Origin of the sequence: Massilia endophytica (genome assembly GCF_021165955.1) — a bacterium.
GTDB lineage: Bacteria > Pseudomonadota > Gammaproteobacteria > Burkholderiales > Burkholderiaceae_D > Rugamonas > Rugamonas endophytica.
In genome coordinates, this window is the sequence record NZ_CP088952.1 from 336,448 (window position 1) to 352,459 (window position 16,012).

20 protein-coding genes are annotated in these 16,012 nt (G+C 62.8%); 11 read left to right on the forward strand and 9 right to left on the reverse strand.

Features of this window, described 5'->3' with window-relative positions:
- The first annotated feature begins 3 nt into the window (after window positions 1–3).
- Window positions 4–492: a penicillin-insensitive murein endopeptidase gene (locus LSQ66_RS01640; RefSeq protein WP_231768082.1), complete on the forward strand. Its 489-nt coding sequence runs from the start codon at window positions 4–6 to the stop codon at window positions 490–492.
- Window positions 493–920: 428 nt separating this feature from the next.
- Window positions 921–1,331, forward strand: a complete 411-nt coding sequence (locus LSQ66_RS01645) for an STY0301 family protein (RefSeq protein WP_231768083.1) — start codon at window positions 921–923, stop codon at window positions 1,329–1,331.
- Between the two features lie 17 nt (window positions 1,332–1,348).
- Here LSQ66_RS01645 and LSQ66_RS01650 read toward each other — a convergent pair whose 3' ends face one another.
- From LSQ66_RS01650 to LSQ66_RS01665, 4 genes are all read right to left on the reverse strand, one after another.
- The gene (locus LSQ66_RS01650) at window positions 1,349–1,705 is read right to left on the reverse strand and encodes a DUF3088 domain-containing protein (RefSeq protein WP_231768084.1); all 357 of its coding nucleotides are present in this window, start codon (window positions 1,703–1,705) and stop codon (window positions 1,349–1,351) included.
- Window positions 1,706–1,720: 15 nt separating this feature from the next.
- Entirely contained in the window at window positions 1,721–3,415 is a 1,695-nt protein-coding gene (locus tag LSQ66_RS01655) for a tannase/feruloyl esterase family alpha/beta hydrolase (protein ID WP_231768085.1), read from the reverse strand.
- Window positions 3,416–3,547: 132 nt separating this feature from the next.
- On the reverse strand, window positions 3,548–4,033 hold the full coding sequence (locus LSQ66_RS01660; protein WP_231768086.1) for an SET domain-containing protein: 486 nt from the start codon (window positions 4,031–4,033) through the stop codon (window positions 3,548–3,550).
- 38 nt (window positions 4,034–4,071) lie between these two features.
- Complete coding sequence (locus LSQ66_RS01665; RefSeq protein WP_231768087.1) at window positions 4,072–4,470, reverse strand: hypothetical protein; 399 nt, start codon at window positions 4,468–4,470, stop codon at window positions 4,072–4,074.
- A 141-nt stretch (window positions 4,471–4,611) separates the two neighbouring features.
- On the opposite strand from LSQ66_RS01665, the gene LSQ66_RS01670 reads away from it, so the two are divergent.
- Window positions 4,612–5,454: a DMT family transporter gene (locus LSQ66_RS01670; protein ID WP_231770025.1), complete on the forward strand. Its 843-nt coding sequence runs from the start codon at window positions 4,612–4,614 to the stop codon at window positions 5,452–5,454.
- A 42-nt stretch (window positions 5,455–5,496) separates the two neighbouring features.
- Window positions 5,497–6,432 carry a UDP-3-O-acyl-N-acetylglucosamine deacetylase gene (gene lpxC / locus LSQ66_RS01675; protein ID WP_231768088.1) on the forward strand — a complete coding sequence of 312 codons (936 nt, stop codon included), beginning with the start codon at window positions 5,497–5,499 and terminating at the stop codon, window positions 6,430–6,432.
- 3 nt (window positions 6,433–6,435) lie between these two features.
- On the opposite strand, the gene LSQ66_RS01680 is transcribed toward lpxC, so the two are convergent.
- Window positions 6,436–6,903, reverse strand: coding sequence for a DciA family protein (locus tag LSQ66_RS01680; protein WP_231768089.1), 468 nt, complete (start codon window positions 6,901–6,903; stop codon window positions 6,436–6,438).
- A gap of 227 nt (window positions 6,904–7,130) precedes the next feature.
- On the opposite strand from LSQ66_RS01680, the gene secA reads away from it, so the two are divergent.
- Window positions 7,131–9,893, forward strand: coding sequence for a preprotein translocase subunit SecA (gene secA / locus LSQ66_RS01685; protein WP_231768090.1), 2,763 nt, complete (start codon window positions 7,131–7,133; stop codon window positions 9,891–9,893).
- A 135-nt stretch (window positions 9,894–10,028) separates the two neighbouring features.
- On the opposite strand, the gene LSQ66_RS01690 is transcribed toward secA, so the two are convergent.
- Entirely contained in the window at window positions 10,029–10,328 is a 300-nt protein-coding gene (locus LSQ66_RS01690; RefSeq protein WP_231768091.1) for a helix-turn-helix domain containing protein, read from the reverse strand.
- A gap of 182 nt (window positions 10,329–10,510) precedes the next feature.
- Between LSQ66_RS01690 and LSQ66_RS01695 the strand changes: the two genes are divergently transcribed.
- The 6 genes from LSQ66_RS01695 to LSQ66_RS01720 all read left to right on the forward strand — a co-directional run bounded on the left by LSQ66_RS01695 (window position 10,511) and on the right by LSQ66_RS01720 (window position 14,525).
- Window positions 10,511–11,116, forward strand: a complete 606-nt coding sequence (locus LSQ66_RS01695) for a response regulator (protein ID WP_231768092.1) — start codon at window positions 10,511–10,513, stop codon at window positions 11,114–11,116.
- A 57-nt stretch (window positions 11,117–11,173) separates the two neighbouring features.
- Window positions 11,174–11,539: an Hpt domain-containing protein gene (locus LSQ66_RS01700; RefSeq protein WP_231768093.1), complete on the forward strand. Its 366-nt coding sequence runs from the start codon at window positions 11,174–11,176 to the stop codon at window positions 11,537–11,539.
- 18 nt (window positions 11,540–11,557) lie between these two features.
- Window positions 11,558–11,959 (forward strand): response regulator, encoded by a 402-nt coding sequence (locus LSQ66_RS01705; RefSeq protein ID WP_231768094.1) that lies wholly within the window; start codon window positions 11,558–11,560, stop codon window positions 11,957–11,959.
- Between the two features lie 78 nt (window positions 11,960–12,037).
- Window positions 12,038–13,276, forward strand: a complete 1,239-nt coding sequence (gene argJ, locus LSQ66_RS01710) for a bifunctional glutamate N-acetyltransferase/amino-acid acetyltransferase ArgJ (RefSeq protein WP_231768095.1) — start codon at window positions 12,038–12,040, stop codon at window positions 13,274–13,276.
- Window positions 13,276–14,139, forward strand: a complete 864-nt coding sequence (locus LSQ66_RS01715; protein WP_231768096.1) for an ATP-binding protein — start codon at window positions 13,276–13,278, stop codon at window positions 14,137–14,139. The genes argJ and LSQ66_RS01715 overlap by 1 nt, the downstream gene beginning before the upstream one ends.
- A complete protein-coding gene (locus tag LSQ66_RS01720) occupies window positions 14,136–14,525 on the forward strand; it encodes an NUDIX domain-containing protein (RefSeq protein WP_269449128.1) in 390 nt (129 codons plus the stop codon). Before LSQ66_RS01715 ends, LSQ66_RS01720 begins: the two co-directional genes overlap by 4 nt.
- Before the next feature lie 64 nt (window positions 14,526–14,589).
- On the opposite strand, the gene LSQ66_RS01725 is transcribed toward LSQ66_RS01720, so the two are convergent.
- The 3 genes from LSQ66_RS01725 to zapD are packed head-to-tail and all read right to left on the reverse strand — an operon-like array spanning window position 14,590 to window position 15,949.
- Entirely contained in the window at window positions 14,590–15,006 is a 417-nt protein-coding gene (locus LSQ66_RS01725) for a nuclear transport factor 2 family protein (protein ID WP_231768097.1), read from the reverse strand.
- Window positions 15,006–15,191: a DNA gyrase inhibitor YacG gene (yacG, locus tag LSQ66_RS01730; RefSeq protein WP_231768098.1), complete on the reverse strand. Its 186-nt coding sequence runs from the start codon at window positions 15,189–15,191 to the stop codon at window positions 15,006–15,008. Before yacG ends, LSQ66_RS01725 begins: the two co-directional genes overlap by 1 nt.
- 2 nt (window positions 15,192–15,193) lie before the next feature.
- A complete protein-coding gene (gene zapD / locus LSQ66_RS01735; RefSeq protein ID WP_231768099.1) occupies window positions 15,194–15,949 on the reverse strand; it encodes a cell division protein ZapD in 756 nt (251 codons plus the stop codon).
- Window positions 15,950–16,012 lie beyond the last annotated feature (63 nt).

Below are 16,012 nucleotides of genomic sequence, written 5' to 3' on the forward strand. Positions count from 1 at the left end.
GTGATGGCCGAAGACGATCCGCTGCGTCCAACCCAGGATTCACGCCGCTTCTTCATGCTTCCACAAGCACCAATGGATTCGGGCTACTACGTCTACGGGAATCTATATGGAAAACCAGCCAAGGGCGCATACCAATATGCGCATCCGCAGATGATGACCACGATTCTTCGTGTGGCGTTCGAATGGCAGGCTGTCGACAGGCGCCGTTTTGGAGTTGGCGATATAAGTCTCGCAGGCGGCCCGAAACCTCCAGATCACGACTCGCACATGAGTGGCCTTGAGGTTGATATCAGACCATTGCGTAAAGACGGCCGCGAAGAATCGGTAAGGTGGTGGGACGCCGAGTATGACCGGGCCGGAACGGCGAAACTGATCGAGCTGTTTCGGACTTTTGCCCCAGTCGTCAAAGTCCTGTTCAACGGACCAGACATCCCGTTTGTTTTGAGATATCCGGATCATGACGACCATTTCCACGTCAAGTTGAGAGGCTGACTATGAGGCTTCGTACGTTCGCTTGGCTCCTGCTCGCGGGAGCGCTCGCACTTTCATTGGTTCACGCCGCCATCCCAATGGGAGGTTGGAAGCCACTCCCCGGAGCGATTTACCTCATACACGGTGGCTCGCTTGCAGATCGGCAGGCTCCGACAGTAGACGACCGCAAACTCTCCGTTCTCATCGATGGTCAAGCCGCCAAGGACGTCTTCAATGCGATTGGACCGGATTTGCCAGCCACATGTTCGGATGAGCAGGGCGACAGAGCACGCAACAAGAAGGGAGTTACATGTTCCTATACAGCGAAGGACAAAGGAACCAGAGAAGGTCCGTACAGGTGCTGGATAGGGATTGATCTCAAGACCGGTGACAGCGTAGGCACTGTAAGTTGTTAGATTCGGGTGACACTCTGCCGTAATGATGGCGCCATGAAATCAACCTTCCTTATTTGGCTTATGGCCGTTAGTGGGGTTTGTGCACAGGTAATCGAATGCCCGAAATCCTATCCCCCACTGGATACTGAGCTAACCATGATTCCTTCAACTCATAAAGGCAAGGGGCTGGTGAGCGCGCGCTATCTAAGCGGCGCCAGTATGTTCATCGGTGAGTTCAATGACGGGGGAGAGCTGCAAGGACTCCGCAAGGATGTCAAAGGCGGTTATGACATAGAAGTACCGGCGGATACCAGGTGGTTGGTATGTTTTTACGGCGATAGCCAAGCCATAAGCTGGTGGGAGGAATTGAAGCTGGAACCCAAGAGCACCAGCTGCACGGTACAGGTGCGGAGCGCTCAGCCTCAACGCCCCGGCGCGGTCGAGGCAAAGCTGATCTGCAAATAGGCCGAAACGCAGTTTCGTCAGGGATGGCAGCGGCTGATGCCGTACTGCGCCGCGAGGTAAGCGGCAATGTCGGCCTCTTCGGAGAGGAAACGTCGGCCCGTGGCGGTGCTGGTGAGGATGCCGGGGTGTTCGCTGCGGTTGTCCTCGGCCAGCACCAGCACCGGGCAGCCTTGGTGACCTTCGCCCAGCAGCGCGACGATGGCGGCGCGTGGGCGGGGGAAGGCGATGTAGTGGACGTCCAGCTCCGTGCGCAGGTAAGGGAAGAAGCTGAGCAGCCCTTCGATCTGCGCGCAGGCGCCACAGTGGAACAGGTCCGCGCTGACCTTCGGGTCGGGGAAGAGCGGGCGAAGAAGGAAGAGGGTGTCTTTGTTCATTCGCCCGAGTCTACCTCAAGAGTTGACGCAGTTGTAGCTAGCGGCTGCGTTCACGTCGCCCGTGCCCTTGTATTGCGGGTAGGCGGGGTAGCGGCACAGCGGGCGTTCGCGTCCGAGCGTGGCGGCGTTCACGTCCACGCCTTTCAGCGTGCCGGGATCCTTGCCCTTGCTGACCCAGTCGTCGAGGATGCCGACCGCGTCCCACGAGGGAACGAAGGCGCCCACCGAGTGGCCCAGGCCGGGCACGGTATAGAAGCGCATGAAGGCGTCCGCATTGGCCTGTCCCATCTTCGCCACCTGCGCCTCGTAGTAGGCGATGGTGGCGTTCGGGCTGATGACTTCATCGGCCAGGCCATGCAGCACAATCAGTTTGCCGCCATGCGCGCGGAAAGCTTCGATATCCGGATTCGTGGCGCCCACCGCATCCGACATGTCCACCAGCCGTTGCAGATAGGCGCCGGGACTGGCGATGTCGAAGCCGATGGAGCTGAAGGCCGGGTTCTTCGTGATGAAGTACTTGATGTAGCCGTCGCCCTGCGCAAACAGATAGCCGTTCTCCAGCGCGTTCGGCGGGGTGCGCAGGTCGGGCGAGGAGCCCAGTCCCGGCGCGGGCCGGAAGTTCGCGCCCTGCAGGATGTTGTAGCCATGGTGGCGGTTCACGCCATGGGCCAGCTGGTAAGGCAGCACGAGATCGTCCGCAATGGAGTGCACGGTGTTCAGCTGCGCGTCCGACAGGCAGCTGTCGCCGGTATCGGCGCCGCTCGGGCAGCGCAGGGCCGCCTGGATGATCGCAGACTTCGTGCGGCACATCGCCACGTTTGCGACGATGGAATCCTGCACGCCGTCGTCCGCGTCGCAATGGGCCAGCACGGTGCTGTGGACCAGGGCCTGCTTGGCCTGGTTCAGGTAGCCGCCCGGCGTGCCGTAGGCTGCCTGCCCCACCTTCACCCCATGCAGGCGCACGCCCGCGAAGTTGATGGCGGGCGCGCTCACCACCACGCCGTCATAGTCGTCCGGGTAGCGCTGGATGGCGGTCATGCCTTCGCGGCCGCCCGTGGAGCCCCCTGCGAAGTAGGAGCGGGATACCGAATCGGCGTAGTGCAGCTGGATCAGCGCCATGGCGGCATCGTGGGTCTTCTTCAGGTGCTCGAAGCCGAAGTTGGCGATGGCCGCTTCGTTCAGCGCGAATTCGGCGCCGCCCAGGCCTCCCACGTGGCCGGAGTCCGAGCCGTAGGTGGCGAAGCCCTGCCTGAGCGGTACAAAGCCGGGTGCGAAAGGTACGGCGATCGTGGCGTTGACCACCACCCCGTTATAGCCAGCGCCGCCCATCTGCACGGCCTTGCCGTTCCAGTTGACCGGCATGTTGAGCTGGAAGCGGATGTCCGGCGTGCCCGCGGGGGCCGTGTCCGCCGGGGTAATCTTGCCGAGCACCTGGCAGTACGGTGCGCCCTCATCCGGCGTTATCAGGCTTGCCGTCGTCACGCTCGCGCCGCCCGTGGGCAGCCCGATGGACGCGGCCGGGACGCTTTGATCGAGCATGCCGGCGCAGCTGACGGGTTTGGGGTGTGCCTTGAGCGCGGAGCCCTGCTGGGCGAGGCGCTGTCCGGATGCTGCTTCTTGCTGGTTGTCGCCGCCGGAGCAGGCCGCGAGGAGGACGGCCGTCAGGGCCGCGAGGGGAAGATGCAAGGTCGCACGATACGAAGTACTCATAGGCAGTCTCCTGGTCACGTTGTCGTGAGGGCGGCGGAGCGGCCATGCTGCCCGGGGGCCGCAATCGTTTCACCCTCCGGGGCCATCTTATCTCAGCGTTGCGGAATAGGAAACGTTTTTTGCACAGGAGTACTATTTTCGGCGGGAGCGTTTCTTCGGCGCGAGCATCACGCCGCTGCACGAGGGGGCGCCGCAGTAGCAGGCGAAGGCCTTCTTCACGGCGGGGGTGTGGCGCTCTTCGTAGATGAGGCCGTAGTTGTAGTTCAGCTCTTCGCCTTTTTCGATGGGGCGCAGGGCGTGGATGTAGACGCGGTCGTCCTCTTCCACGGCCTCGCAGTTCGGTTCGCAGGAATGGTTGATGAAGCGGGCCTCGTTGCCGTTCGCGCCGCCGTCGATCAGCATGCCGTTGCTGAGGGTGAAGAAGAAGGTATGGTTGATGGGGCCGCCCTTTTCTTCGGCGCGGCGGCAGGTCTCGTCCCAGTCGATGCGTTCGCCGGTGTATTCGATGATGCGCTTGCCGGCCGCGATTTTGCGGCGGGCGAACACGCCCCGGCCGTGCACGGGAGAGATGCGGACTTCGTAAAGTGGGGAAGGGGTTTTATCGTTATGCGTCGTCATCCCGCTATCATACCGTGACGATAGCGGTGCACGATTCATCATTTATCGCTTGGCAGCGTCTGCAGCGAACCGGTTTCGACGACGGGGCCCTTGCCCGCCAGCCGCCAGGCCAGCTGCTCGCGGCGGAAGACGAGCAGCTCCGCGCGCCTGCCGCGGCCGCCGCGTTCCACCGTCACCTCCGCGCAGTTCTCCGCCAGCCGGGCCTTGATGAAACGGGAGCGGGGCTGGTCCGCGCCCGTTTCCGCGTCCGTGGGATTGAAAGGCTCGCCCACGTCCGCAATGCCATCGCGGCCGCTGTTGGCGCGGCCCAGCAGAAGCTGCACATCGTCGGGCAGGCCGCGCAGCGACGCCACCGGCTGCGCGCCATCCATATTGCACTCCATCGCATGCGCCGCCGGCACCACGCAGGCCAGCAGCCAGAACACGTTCAGCTTCATGATTCGCCCCTCCATCGGCCGACTATGCCATATATCGGCGCCCGCCAGCGCAGTCGAGCGCCTTTGCGTACAATGGTTGGCCCAACAAGAACGAGAACCGGCCCCGTGAACGCCAAGGAAAACCTGCACAGTATTTATGCGATGGTCGCCGCCGTGGCGATGTTCGCCGTCATGGATACGACGATGAAAATGCTCGCCGAGCACTATCCGGCGATGCAGGTGACGGTGCTGCGCTGCCTGAGCTCCATGCCGCTGGTGTGCGCATTCATGGCCTGGCGCGGCAAGTTCGGGGGCATCTTCCGCGTGCACTGGCCACTGCACCTGCTGCGCGGCGTGCTGGGCGTGGGCATGCTCACCATGTTCGCCTACGCGCTGAAATCGCTGCCGCTGGCGGAAACCTATTCCATCTTCTTCATCGCCCCGGCGCTCATTACCGCGCTTTCCGTCTTTATCCTGAAGGAGAAGGTGGATGCGACGCAATGGGGCGCCATCGTGGTGGGCCTGATCGGCGTGCTGGTGGTGCTGCGGCCGGAGGGAACGAGCTTCATATCCGTGGCCGGTCTGGCGGTGCTCGCATCCGCCGCCTGCTATGCCGTGTCGGCCATCGCCAGCCGCATCCTGGCGAAGAAGGACTCCGGAGAGCACATCATGTTCTGGGTGCTGGCCCTGACGGCGGGCGGGGCCCTGCCGCTGGCCTGGCCGAACTGGGTGCCGATCCAGATGGACCATTGGCCCGTGCTGCTGGCGCTCGCGGTCAGCGGCTTCTTCGGACAGCTGGCGCTGACCAAGGCATTCAGCATGGGCAAGGCCTCCATCGTGGCGCCTTTCGAATACACTGCGCTGGCCTGGGGCGTGGCCATCGACTGGGCGCTCTGGAACACGCTGCCGGACTTTTACACGCTGCTGGGAGCGGGCATCATCATCGGCAGCGGGATCTATCTCGTGCGGCGCGAGGCCGTGCACGCCGAGGCCGAGCATCCCTGAGCGTCCCCGGCCGCGTTGCGGGAAAGCCGATATAATCGGCGGATGCTAAAACAACGCACTATCAAAGAGATGGTCCGCACCACAGGTGTGGGCCTGCATTCGGGGACCAAGGTCGTGCTGACCCTGCGCCCCGCCGCGCCCGACACCGGCATTGTGTTCAGCCGCGTCGATCTCGATCCCCCTGTTGTGTTTCAGGCAAGCGCCATGGCCGTGGGCGACACGCGCATGGCATCGGTGCTGATCAAGGATAACGCCCGCGTTTCCACCGTGGAGCACCTCATGTCCGCCTGCGCGGGCCTGGGCATCGACAATCTCTACGTCGACGTGACCGCCGAAGAGATTCCCATCATGGACGGCTCCGCGTCTTCCTTTGTCTACCTGCTGCAGCAGGCAGGCGTGGAGGAGCAGGACGCGCCGAAGAAGTTCATCAAGGTGCTCAAGCCCGTGGAAGTGCGCGAAGGGCAGGGCGCGAACGAGAAGTGGGCGCGCCTGGTGCCGCACGACGGCTTCAAGCTGGACTTCTTCATCGAATTCAACCATCCCGCCGTGGACGGCACGGCCCAGCGCGCGAACGTGGATTTCGGCGATGTCTCCTATGTACAGGCCGTGGCGCGCGCGCGCACCTTCGGCTTCATGCAGGATGTGGAGATGCTGCGCGGGATCGGCCTGGCGCGCGGCGGTTCGCTGGAAAACGCCATCGTCATGGACGAATACCGCATCCTGAACTCGGACGGGCTGCGCTACGACGACGAATTCGTGCGCCACAAGATCCTGGATGCGATTGGCGACCTGTATCTGGTGGGGCATCCGCTCGTGTGCAGCTACGAGGCGCACAAGTCCGGCCACGCCCTGAACAACCTGCTGCTGCGCGAGCTGCTCAAGCATCCTGACGCCTACGAGATCGTGAGCTACGACGAGATCGCGAAGGCGCCGCCTTCCTACGCAAAGCAGATGGAGCAGGAGTGGTCGTTTAACTGAGGCTCAGCGGCGGCGCGCCACCATGGCGCGCAGGGCCGCGATCAGCTTCTCGTTCTGAGCGGTCGGTTCCAGCGTTTCGCTCAGTTCGGCGAAGGAATCGACGGCCGTGGGCGGCAGGGAAAGCTCCCGGCGCTCCACCGGCGGCGTGGAAACGCTCTTCATCATCTGCACTTTCAGGCGGATGTTGTTAATTTGCCACCCTTTGTGCGCCAATTTTTCCTGCAGTTGCGGCAGTTGCTGCTTGAGCTTGGCCGCCAGCGCCGCGTTCGGCGTGGACAGCACCAATACCCCTCCCTCGAAGGACAGAATCTCGCAATAGGCGAAGGCCGTGGGCAGCACGGCGGCGCAGTCGCGCTGCAGGCTGGCCATGCGTTGCACGGCTGGCAACAGGGCGGCCAGCTTGTCGTGACGGCGCAGGAAGTCCGTGGCGCCGACCGCATTCCGGTTCTGGTTGGGGGAGTTGAATCGCATCGGACGGAACCTTAGCACATATGCGCATTTATGATGAGGGGACAGTCCCCCTCCGGGGACAGTCCCCGAAGGTTCGAATGTTAATATTTCCTGCTGACCTATTGTGATCCCGGCCAGAACCCATATCTTGCCCTGAACGCATGATAAAATCACGGTCTTTTGCCATTGGCAGGCCGAAGGTTGCTCAGCGAGCTTTTATTAACGGCGTTTATACAAGAATTCAAGCAATGTCCTTACTGACCCAGATTTTCGGCAGCCGCAACCAGCGCCTGCTCAAGCAATACCAAAAAACGGTAAAAGCGATCAACGCACTCGAGCCTGAATTCGAAAAGCTGTCGGATGCGGAGCTGCAGGCCAAGACGCCTGAGTTCAAGGAACGTATCGCCAAGGGCGAAACGCTGGACGACCTGCTGCCGGAAGCCTTTGCCGTCTGCCGCGAAGCCTCGAAGCGCGTGTTCAAGATGCGCCACTTCGACGTGCAGCTCATCGGTGGCATGGTATTGCACTACGGCAAGATCGCCGAGATGGGCACGGGCGAGGGCAAGACGCTGACCGCAACCCTGCCCGCCTACCTGAACGCACTGTCCGGCAAGGGCGTGCACATCGTGACCGTCAACGACTACCTGGCACAGCGCGACGCCGAAAACATGGGCCGCCTGTACCGCTGGCTGGGCCTCACCACCGGCATCAACCTGTCGCAGATGGAGCACTCGGCCAAGCAGGAAGCCTACGGTTCGGATATCACCTACGGCACCAACAACGAATTCGGTTTCGACTACCTGCGCGACAACATGGTGTTTGAAGCGCGCGACCGCGTGCAGCGCGGCCTGAACTTCGGCATCGTCGACGAGGTGGACTCCATCCTGATCGACGAAGCCCGTACCCCGCTGATCATCTCCGGCCAGGCCGAGAACCACACGGACCTGTACCACAAGATGAACGAAGTGCCGCCCCAGCTGATCCAGCAGGTGGGCGAAGAAACCCCGGACGGCAAGGGCAAGATCGAAGTGCCGGGCGACTACACCAAGGACGAGAAATCGCACCAGGTGCTGCTCACCGAAGCGGGCCACGAGAAGGCCGAAGCCATCCTCACCAAAATGGGCCTGCTGCCGGAAGGCGCGTCCCTGTACGATTCCGCCAACATCACCCTGGTGCACCACCTGTATGCGGCACTGCGCGCCTTCGCGCTGTACCACAAGGACCAGCACTACGTGGTGCAGAACGGTGAAGTGATCATCGTCGACGAATTCACCGGCCGCCTGATGACGGGCCGCCGCTGGTCCGACGGCCTGCACCAGGCCGTGGAAGCCAAGGAAGGCGTCAAGATCCAGAACGAGAACCAGACCCTGGCCTCGATCACCTTCCAGAACTACTTCCGCATGTATGGCAAGCTGGCGGGCATGACCGGCACCGCCGATACCGAAGCCTACGAATTCCAGGAGATCTACGGCCTGGAGACCGTGGTGATTCCGCCGAACCGCCCGTCCCAGCGCAAGGACCGCCAGGACCAGGTGTACAAATCGGCGCAGGAAAAGTACGGCGCCATGCTGAACGACATCCGCGACTGCTACGAGCGCGGCCAGCCGGTGCTGGTGGGTACCACCTCCATCGAGAACTCCGAACTTCTGTCGGGCATCCTCACGAAGGCCAAGCTGCCGCACAACGTGCTGAATGCAAAACAGCACGCACGTGAAGCGGAGATCATTGCGCAGGCGGGTTCGCCGAAGGCCATCACCATCGCCACCAACATGGCGGGCCGCGGCACCGACATCGTTTTGGGCGGCAACGTCGAGAAGCAGATCCAGTTCATCGAAGCCAATGCGGAGCTGAGCGACGCCGACAAGGCGGCCCAATCCAAGGCCCTGAGCGACGGCTGGCAGGCGCTGCACGAGCAGGTGGTGGCGGCCGGCGGCCTGCACATCATCGGCACCGAGCGCCACGAATCCCGCCGCGTGGACAACCAGCTGCGCGGCCGTTCCGGCCGCCAGGGCGACCCGGGCTCCTCGCGCTTCTACCTCTCGCTGGACGATCCATTGCTGCGCATCTTCGCGGGCGACCGCGTGCGCGCCATCATGGAGCGCCTGAAGATGCCGGAAGGCGAACCGATCGAAGCGGGCATCGTCACCCGCTCCATCGAATCGGCCCAGCGCAAGGTCGAAGCGCGCAACTTCGACATCCGCAAGCAGCTGCTCGAATACGACGACGTCGCCAACGACCAGCGCAAGGTGATCTACCAGCAGCGTAACGAGCTGCTGGAAGCGACCGACGTTTCCGAGATGATCCAGAACCTGCGCCACGGCGTATTCACCGATGTGGTGCGCCAGTACGTGCCGGAAGAGTCGGTGGAAGAGCAGTGGGACGTGAGCACGCTGCAAACCGTGCTGGCCAGCGAATGGCAGATCGACCTGCCGCTGGTGGAAATGCTGGAAAAGGAATCCAACCTCACCGACGAAGACCTGCTGGAGCGCGTGCTGGCTGCGGCCGATGCGCAATACCAGTCCAAGATCGACATCGTGGGCAAGGAAGCCTTTGGCGGCTTCGAACGCAGCGTGATGCTGCAAAGCGTGGACAGCCACTGGCGCGAACACCTCGCGGCGCTGGACCACCTGCGCCAGGGCATCCACCTGCGCGGCTACGCGCAGAAGAATCCGAAGCAGGAATACAAGCGCGAAGCCTTCGAACTGTTCGGCCAGATGCTGGACATGATCAAGAACGACGTGATCCGCATGGTGATGACGGTACGCATCCAGTCGCGCGAAGAAGTCGAAGCGGCGGAAGCGGCGCTGGCGGCATCGCACGTGGAGAACGTGCACTACCAGCACGCCGACTTCAACCCGAACGCCGCGCCGGAAGAACTGCTGGCGCCGGTCGCCATGCCGCCGGGCCAGTCCGACGCGGTGGTGCAGATGGGCGTCAAGGTCGGCCGCAACGACCCCTGCCCCTGCGGCAGCGGCAAGAAGTTCAAAGCCTGCCACGGCAAGCTCGCCTGACAGCAACATTTCTTAAAGGGGACAGACCCCTTTAGGAAACTTTCTTAAAGGAGTCTGTCCCCTTTAAGAAATTTCAGGCAAAAAAAACCGCCAGCGGGCGCCGGCGGTAAAAACTTCCCCTCACTAAATCGAAACCTACTGCGTCGTGGTGCACCTCACCACCGGCATCGGGCGCAGGCGGGGGTAGAACTGCTCGGTACGCATCAGCGAGCGCATCTCGGCGATCGGCAGGTCAAATACTTCGTGGATCCGCAGCATCATGTCGGCGCTGATGCGCTGCTTGCCATGGCGGATCTTGCTCATCAGGCAGGGCTGCACATCCAGCACCCGGCACAGGGCGGCATCATTTTTCAGGCCGTAGCGCTGCAGCAGGGCGTCCAGCAGGGCATTGGCGTCGCAGTCGAATGAATTACGGCTGTCCTTGTGCATTTTCATGATTTCCACCTCGTTTATCGAATCCAGTCGGCTTGCCGCGCTTGCGCGGCGGCGTTCGGCGCGAGAAGATTGTCTGGATTGCGCGACTCGTTGGACGTATTGTAGCGTAAATTCGTTGAAATCGGTAAATTCGATAGATTTGTTTTTTCTATCGGAATCATAAAAAATGCTATAGTTAAGTAATGAAAACAAGCAACTCTCCCTCCGACGAAGTCTGCACGACCCAGAAAGCGGCCGAGATGCTCGGCATTTCGGTCACCTCCGTCCAGCAACTGGTCGAGGCTGGCGTGATCGAGGCGTGGAAGACCAAGGGCGGCCATCGCCGCATTCCCCTGGCGGCCATTCACGCCTATAAAGCGTCCAGCGGCGCCCAGGGCCAGGGTGGCGCAGCTGCCGAGCCGGGCGAGCCTTCGGTGCTGATCATCGAAGACAACCCCATGCAGCGCGCCCTGTACGAGCGCAACCTGGCGCAGTGGGGCCTGCCCCTGAACGTGCGCCTGTGCGACAACGGCTACCAGGCGCTGATCGAGATTTCGCGCTACCGGCCCGATATCCTGCTGGCCGATATCGTGATGGAAGGCATGGACGGCTACGAGGTCATCAAGACCATCCTGGGCTACCCCGAGCTGGCGGATATTCACATCGCCATCCTCTCCAGCATGTCGCTGCAGGACCTGGAGAAGCGCGGCGGCATCCCGCCCGGCGTGGTGTTCTTCCAGAAACCGGTGAATCCGGACGAACTGCGCGGCTATCTGCGCGCCTGCATTGCACAAAAACTACGCAATTAATACTAACAAATACGTAGAATCTGTTATATTTGATGCTTCTTGCTTATGGAGAAGCTAATGCCCGCTTACCGTTTTATCGATCCAACCGTACTGATGACGGCAGTGGGCGGCGACGTAGGCGCTTTCCGCCAGCTCTCCGAAGTCTTCCTCAGCATTGCTCCCGATGCCTATGAGCGGCTGCGCCACGCCTTGCAGCAGCGCGACATGCCCGCCATCGTCCAGTCCAGCCACGCACTGAAGGGCAGCACCATGCTCGTCGGCGCCATCGAACTCACGGCCCAGCTGCAGAAGCTGGAAAGCGGCGCGCGCAGCGGCGAACTCGATGGCGTCGATCTCGCCAGCGCGGGCATCGCGCCCCAGTTCGACGGGGTGATGGCCGAAGTCGGCGCCAGCATCGCCGAGCCTCCGCCCGGCGACGCCTGATCCGCAGGGGAGCGAAGCGTGAACACTGACAAAACCTCCGCCTGCCGCGTGCTCCTTGCCGAGGACACCGAAATGAACCGCACCCTGGTGCGCATTCTGCTCACGCGCCTGGGCTGCAAGGTGGATGAAGTGGTGAACGGCAAGCAGGCCGTGGATGCGCTGGAGCACCAGCGCTACGACCTCGTGCTCATGGACTGCAATATGCCCGTGATGGACGGTTTCGAAGCCACCCGCCTGCTGCGCCAGCGCGAAGCGGAGCGCGGCCTGCCGCGGGTGCCCGTGATCGCGCTCACGGCCAGCGCCTTTGCGGGCGATCGCGAGCGCTGCCTCAGCGGCGGCATGGACGACTTCATGAACAAGCCGCTCCAGGTCGAGGAATTCATGGAGATGGTGCAACGCTATCTCCATCGCCCGGACTGACATTTTCGATCCGGCGGCCCCGCGCCGTGCAAGGGATTACAATAGCGCTTTCTTAATTCCTTGCACGAGAACTCATCCATGGCCGTCAATTCCCCCATCCCTGTCGCTGCTGATCTGAAACCTGTTGCCGGTATCGAGATCGGCTATGCCGAAGCCGGCATCAAGAAGCCGAACCGCAAGGATGTGCTGGTGATGCGCTTGGCCGATGGCGCAACCGTGTCCGGCGTCTTCACGCTGAACCGCTTCTGCGCCGCACCCGTGCAGATCTCGAAGGACAATCTGGCCAAGGCAAAATCGGGCGGCAAGGCCATCCGCGCGCTGGTGGTCAATACCGGCAACGCCAACGCGGGCACGGGCGAAGACGGCCTGGCGCGCGCCCAGGCCACCTGCGCGGCCCTGGCCCAGGAGCTGGGCTGCGACGCGCAGCAAATCCTGCCTTTCTCCACGGGCGTGATCCTGGAACCTCTGCCGGTCGAGAAGATCAAGGCTGGCCTGCCCGCCGCCGTGAAGAACCTGAAGGCGGACAACTGGTTCAATGCCGCGGAAGCCATCATGACCACGGACACGCAGCCGAAAGCCGGTTCGCGCACCGTGGACGTGGCAGGCCACAAGGTCACGCTCACCGGCATCAGCAAGGGCGCGGGCATGATCAAGCCGAACATGGCCACCATGCTGGGCTACCTGGCCTTCGACGCGAAAGTGGCGCAGCCCGTGCTGGACGTGCTGGTGAAGGAAGCGGCCGACAAGTCCTTCAACTGCATCACCATCGATGGCGACACCTCGACCAACGATTCCTTCATGCTCATCGCCACCGGCGCGGGCACGCTGGAAGTGAACTCGGTGGATTCGCCCGAATACAAGGCGCTGGCGGCGGCAGTGACGGAGCTGTCGGTCTTCCTGGCCCAGGCCATCGTGCGCGACGGCGAAGGCGCCACCAAGTTCATCACCATCAGCGTGGAAGACGGCGCGAACGTGGAGGAGTGCCGCAAGATCGCCTATTCCATCGGCCATTCGCCGCTGGTTAAGACGGCCTTCTTTGCCTCCGACCCGAACCTGGGCCGCATCCTGGCCGCCATCGGCTATGCGGGTGTGGACGACCTGGATGTCAGCAAGATCAACCTGTGGCTGGACGATGTGTGGGTCGCCAAAAACGGCGGCCGCAATCCGGACTACAAGGAGGAAGACGGCCAGCGCGTCATGAAGCAGAGCGAGATCACAGTGCGCGTGAAGCTGGCGCGCGGCGCGGCGGCTTCCACGGTGTACACCTGCGACCTGTCCCACGACTACGTGTCCATCAACGCCGACTACCGTTCCTGATGGCGACACTGGAAGAGTTCCTTGGCCGCGCCGAGGCCGTGCTGGCGCGCGTGGAGGCGCTGCTGCCGCCTGCTACGCCAGCTCCGGACTGGAACGCCGCCTTCGCCTTCCGCTGGCGCAAGCGCGCGGGCGGGCAGGGCTGGATGCAGCCGGTCGCCCATCCCTCGCGCATCGCGCTGGACGACCTCCACAACATCGCGAACCAGAAGCAGCAGATCGAGCAGAACACGCGCCAGTTCGTGCAGGGCAAGCCCGCGAACAATGTGCTGCTGACGGGCGCGCGCGGCACCGGGAAGTCTTCCCTTATCAAGGCCTGCCTGAACCAGTTCGCGGACCAGGGCCTGCGCCTGATCGAGGTGGACAAGGCCGACCTCGCGGACCTGGGCGACATCATCGACCTGGTGGCGGGCCGCCCTGAACGCTTCGTGGTGTTCTGCGACGATCTCTCCTTCGAAGAGGGCGAGAGCGGCTACAAGGCGCTCAAGGTTGCCCTGGACGGCTCGGTCACTGCGCAGTCGGACAATGTGCTGATCTACGCCACCTCCAACCGCCGCCACCTGCTGCCGGAGCGCATGTCGGACAACGCGAGCTACCGGCACGACGAGGACGGCGACCTGCATCCAGGCGAAACGGTGGAGGAGAAGATCTCCCTGTCCGAGCGCTTCGGCCTGTGGCTGTCCTTCTACCCCTTCAAGCAGGACGATTATCTGGATATCGTTGGCCACTGGCTGGCCAGTTTCGGCTGCACGGCGCAGCAGATCGAGGAAGCGCGCGGCGACGCGCTGCGCTGGGCCCTGCAGCGCGGTTCGCGCTCCGGCCGCGTGGCCTGGCAGTTCGCGCGCGATTACGCAGGAAAGCTATGACGCAACAGAAAGCGCCGATCGATGTGGCGGTCGGCATCCTCATGAAGCCCAATGGCGATGTGCTCCTGGGCCAGCGGCCGGAAGGCAAGCCTTATGCGGGCTACTGGGAATTCCCGGGCGGTAAAGTCGATCCGGGCGAGACCATCTTCGAAGCGCTCCAGCGCGAGTTCATGGAGGAGCTGGGGATCGAGGTGCTGAGCGCCGAGGAGTGGTGCGGCGTGGAGCATGTGTACGAGCATGCGCACGTGCGGCTGCATTTCTTCATCAGCCGCGAATGGCGCGGCGAGCCGCAGAGCCTCGAGGGGCAGGCCTTCGCGTGGCAGGGCGAGGTGGCGGTGGAGCCGCTGCTGCCTGCCACGATTCCGCTGCTGCAGTGGATTCGCTAGCGCGGACCGTGTTCGGTGGCGGACTTGGGTACCGGGGACAGACCCCCTGAGGTCTGTCCCCTGCTCATGGGAGCCGGGAGGAGTGTGAGGCCGTCATCACCCAGGCGCCGTCACGCAGAATCCATACGCGGGTGAAGCGGAAGCTGCCGCTGAAGGGTTTGCCGTCGCCCACGCCCGATTGCGTGCTGGCGCCCGTCACCACCGCCGTGCCGCCGTACATGCGTACCCGTACATCTTCGTTGGTGATGGAGGTGTTGACGCGGTTGCCCGTTCCCAGCTGCTCCAGGTAGTCCTTCTTGTACTGCACCTTGCCGTCCGAGTGCGTGAGCATCCAGTCGTCGGCGAGCAGCGGCGCCAGCGAACGCGCGTCGCTCTTCAGGCGGTATTCGTTCCACAGCGCGTCGCGCTTCAGCAGGTCGTCCTGCGGCGAGGCGCAGGCGAGCAATGGCGCCAGCAGCAGCGCGGAAAAAATCTTCTTCATCAGTGGGATTGCTTGTCGTCGTCCAGCGGATCGGCGGGAGCGGCGCCGGGAATGGTGTACTTTTCTTCGGCCCAGGCGCCCAGGTCGATCTGCTTGCAGCGCTCGGAGCAGAAGGGGCGGTACTTGTTCTTTTCGCTCCATTCCACTTTCCTGGAGCAGGTGGGGCATTCGACTACGGTGGGCATGTTCAGAAATTACAGAGGGTCAGTTCGAAGGGCACGTCTTCTTCCAGCGGCTTGGGCTTCAGGTCTGCCGCCTGGCTGGTGAAGCGCACCCACAGCATATACTTGTTGGCCGATATCTCGGGAATCGCGCCCAGGGTTTCATCCACGGTCAGGCGCAGCATCTGGTACACCTTCCCCTGCAGCATCTGCTGGTAGCTCCCGGCAGATGCGATCATCTTCTTTGGCGCGCCCGAATCGCGGAGCAGGCGCAGCACGAGGCGCAGCGCGTCGAACAGGGGCGAGAGCGGCGTGAACCAGTTCATGATGTCGGCGAAGCGCTGCTCGGCCGGGCGCTGCTGCCAGGCGTGGTAGGAGGGCAGGTCGAATTCGCAGGCGCCGCCGGGGATGATGGTGCGGCCGCGGATGCTCATCAGCCATTCGTTGTCGCGCACGTTCTGGCCCGTCTTGCCCTGGGCGGCGACGAGGGCGCTGGATACGCTGTCCACCTCGCCCAGCACGGCGTCCAGCATTTCGGATTGCACGGCGGGATTGGAGCGGTAGCCCAGCAGGGTCTGGCGCTGGCGTTCGAGTTCCTGTAGCAGGTCGGACTTCAGGTCGGCGCGGCCGGCCACTTCCAGCATGTCGAAAATGGTGGCGAGGGCCACATGGTGCTGCATCGGGTGTTCCTGATGCACAAAAAACTTGAATTTCTCGTACAGGTCTTCCAACCGCAACAACGTGCGAATCCGCTCGTTGAATGGATATTCGTAGACGATCAAAGTGTCATCCCTCTGTTGGTGGACCTGTAAGAATTCCCGTGATTCTGAACCATGCTAGGCAAA

Bases quoted from the DNA above. Each gene is read 5' to 3' on its own strand.
- LSQ66_RS01640 (WP_231768082.1), top strand. From the start codon at position 4: ATGGCCGAAGACGATCCGCTGCGTCCAACCCAGGATTCACGCCGCTTC.
- LSQ66_RS01645 (WP_231768083.1), top strand. From the start codon at position 921: ATGAAATCAACCTTCCTTATTTGGCTTATGGCCGTTAGTGGGGTTTGT.
- LSQ66_RS01650 (WP_231768084.1), bottom strand. From the start codon at position 1,705: ATGAACAAAGACACCCTCTTCCTTCTTCGCCCGCTCTTCCCCGACCCG.
- LSQ66_RS01655 (WP_231768085.1), bottom strand. From the start codon at position 3,415: ATGAGTACTTCGTATCGTGCGACCTTGCATCTTCCCCTCGCGGCCCTG.
- LSQ66_RS01660 (WP_231768086.1), bottom strand. From the start codon at position 4,033: ATGACGACGCATAACGATAAAACCCCTTCCCCACTTTACGAAGTCCGC.
- LSQ66_RS01665 (WP_231768087.1), bottom strand. From the start codon at position 4,470: ATGAAGCTGAACGTGTTCTGGCTGCTGGCCTGCGTGGTGCCGGCGGCG.
- LSQ66_RS01670 (WP_231770025.1), top strand. From the start codon at position 4,612: ATGGTCGCCGCCGTGGCGATGTTCGCCGTCATGGATACGACGATGAAA.
- lpxC (WP_231768088.1), top strand. From the start codon at position 5,497: ATGCTAAAACAACGCACTATCAAAGAGATGGTCCGCACCACAGGTGTG.
- LSQ66_RS01680 (WP_231768089.1), bottom strand. From the start codon at position 6,903: ATGCGATTCAACTCCCCCAACCAGAACCGGAATGCGGTCGGCGCCACG.
- secA (WP_231768090.1), top strand. From the start codon at position 7,131: ATGTCCTTACTGACCCAGATTTTCGGCAGCCGCAACCAGCGCCTGCTC.
- LSQ66_RS01690 (WP_231768091.1), bottom strand. From the start codon at position 10,328: ATGAAAATGCACAAGGACAGCCGTAATTCATTCGACTGCGACGCCAAT.
- LSQ66_RS01695 (WP_231768092.1), top strand. From the start codon at position 10,511: ATGAAAACAAGCAACTCTCCCTCCGACGAAGTCTGCACGACCCAGAAA.
- LSQ66_RS01700 (WP_231768093.1), top strand. From the start codon at position 11,174: ATGCCCGCTTACCGTTTTATCGATCCAACCGTACTGATGACGGCAGTG.
- argJ (WP_231768095.1), top strand. From the start codon at position 12,038: ATGGCCGTCAATTCCCCCATCCCTGTCGCTGCTGATCTGAAACCTGTT.
- LSQ66_RS01715 (WP_231768096.1), top strand. From the start codon at position 13,276: ATGGCGACACTGGAAGAGTTCCTTGGCCGCGCCGAGGCCGTGCTGGCG.
- LSQ66_RS01720 (WP_269449128.1), top strand. From the start codon at position 14,136: ATGACGCAACAGAAAGCGCCGATCGATGTGGCGGTCGGCATCCTCATG.
- LSQ66_RS01725 (WP_231768097.1), bottom strand. From the start codon at position 15,006: ATGAAGAAGATTTTTTCCGCGCTGCTGCTGGCGCCATTGCTCGCCTGC.
- yacG (WP_231768098.1), bottom strand. From the start codon at position 15,191: ATGCCCACCGTAGTCGAATGCCCCACCTGCTCCAGGAAAGTGGAATGG.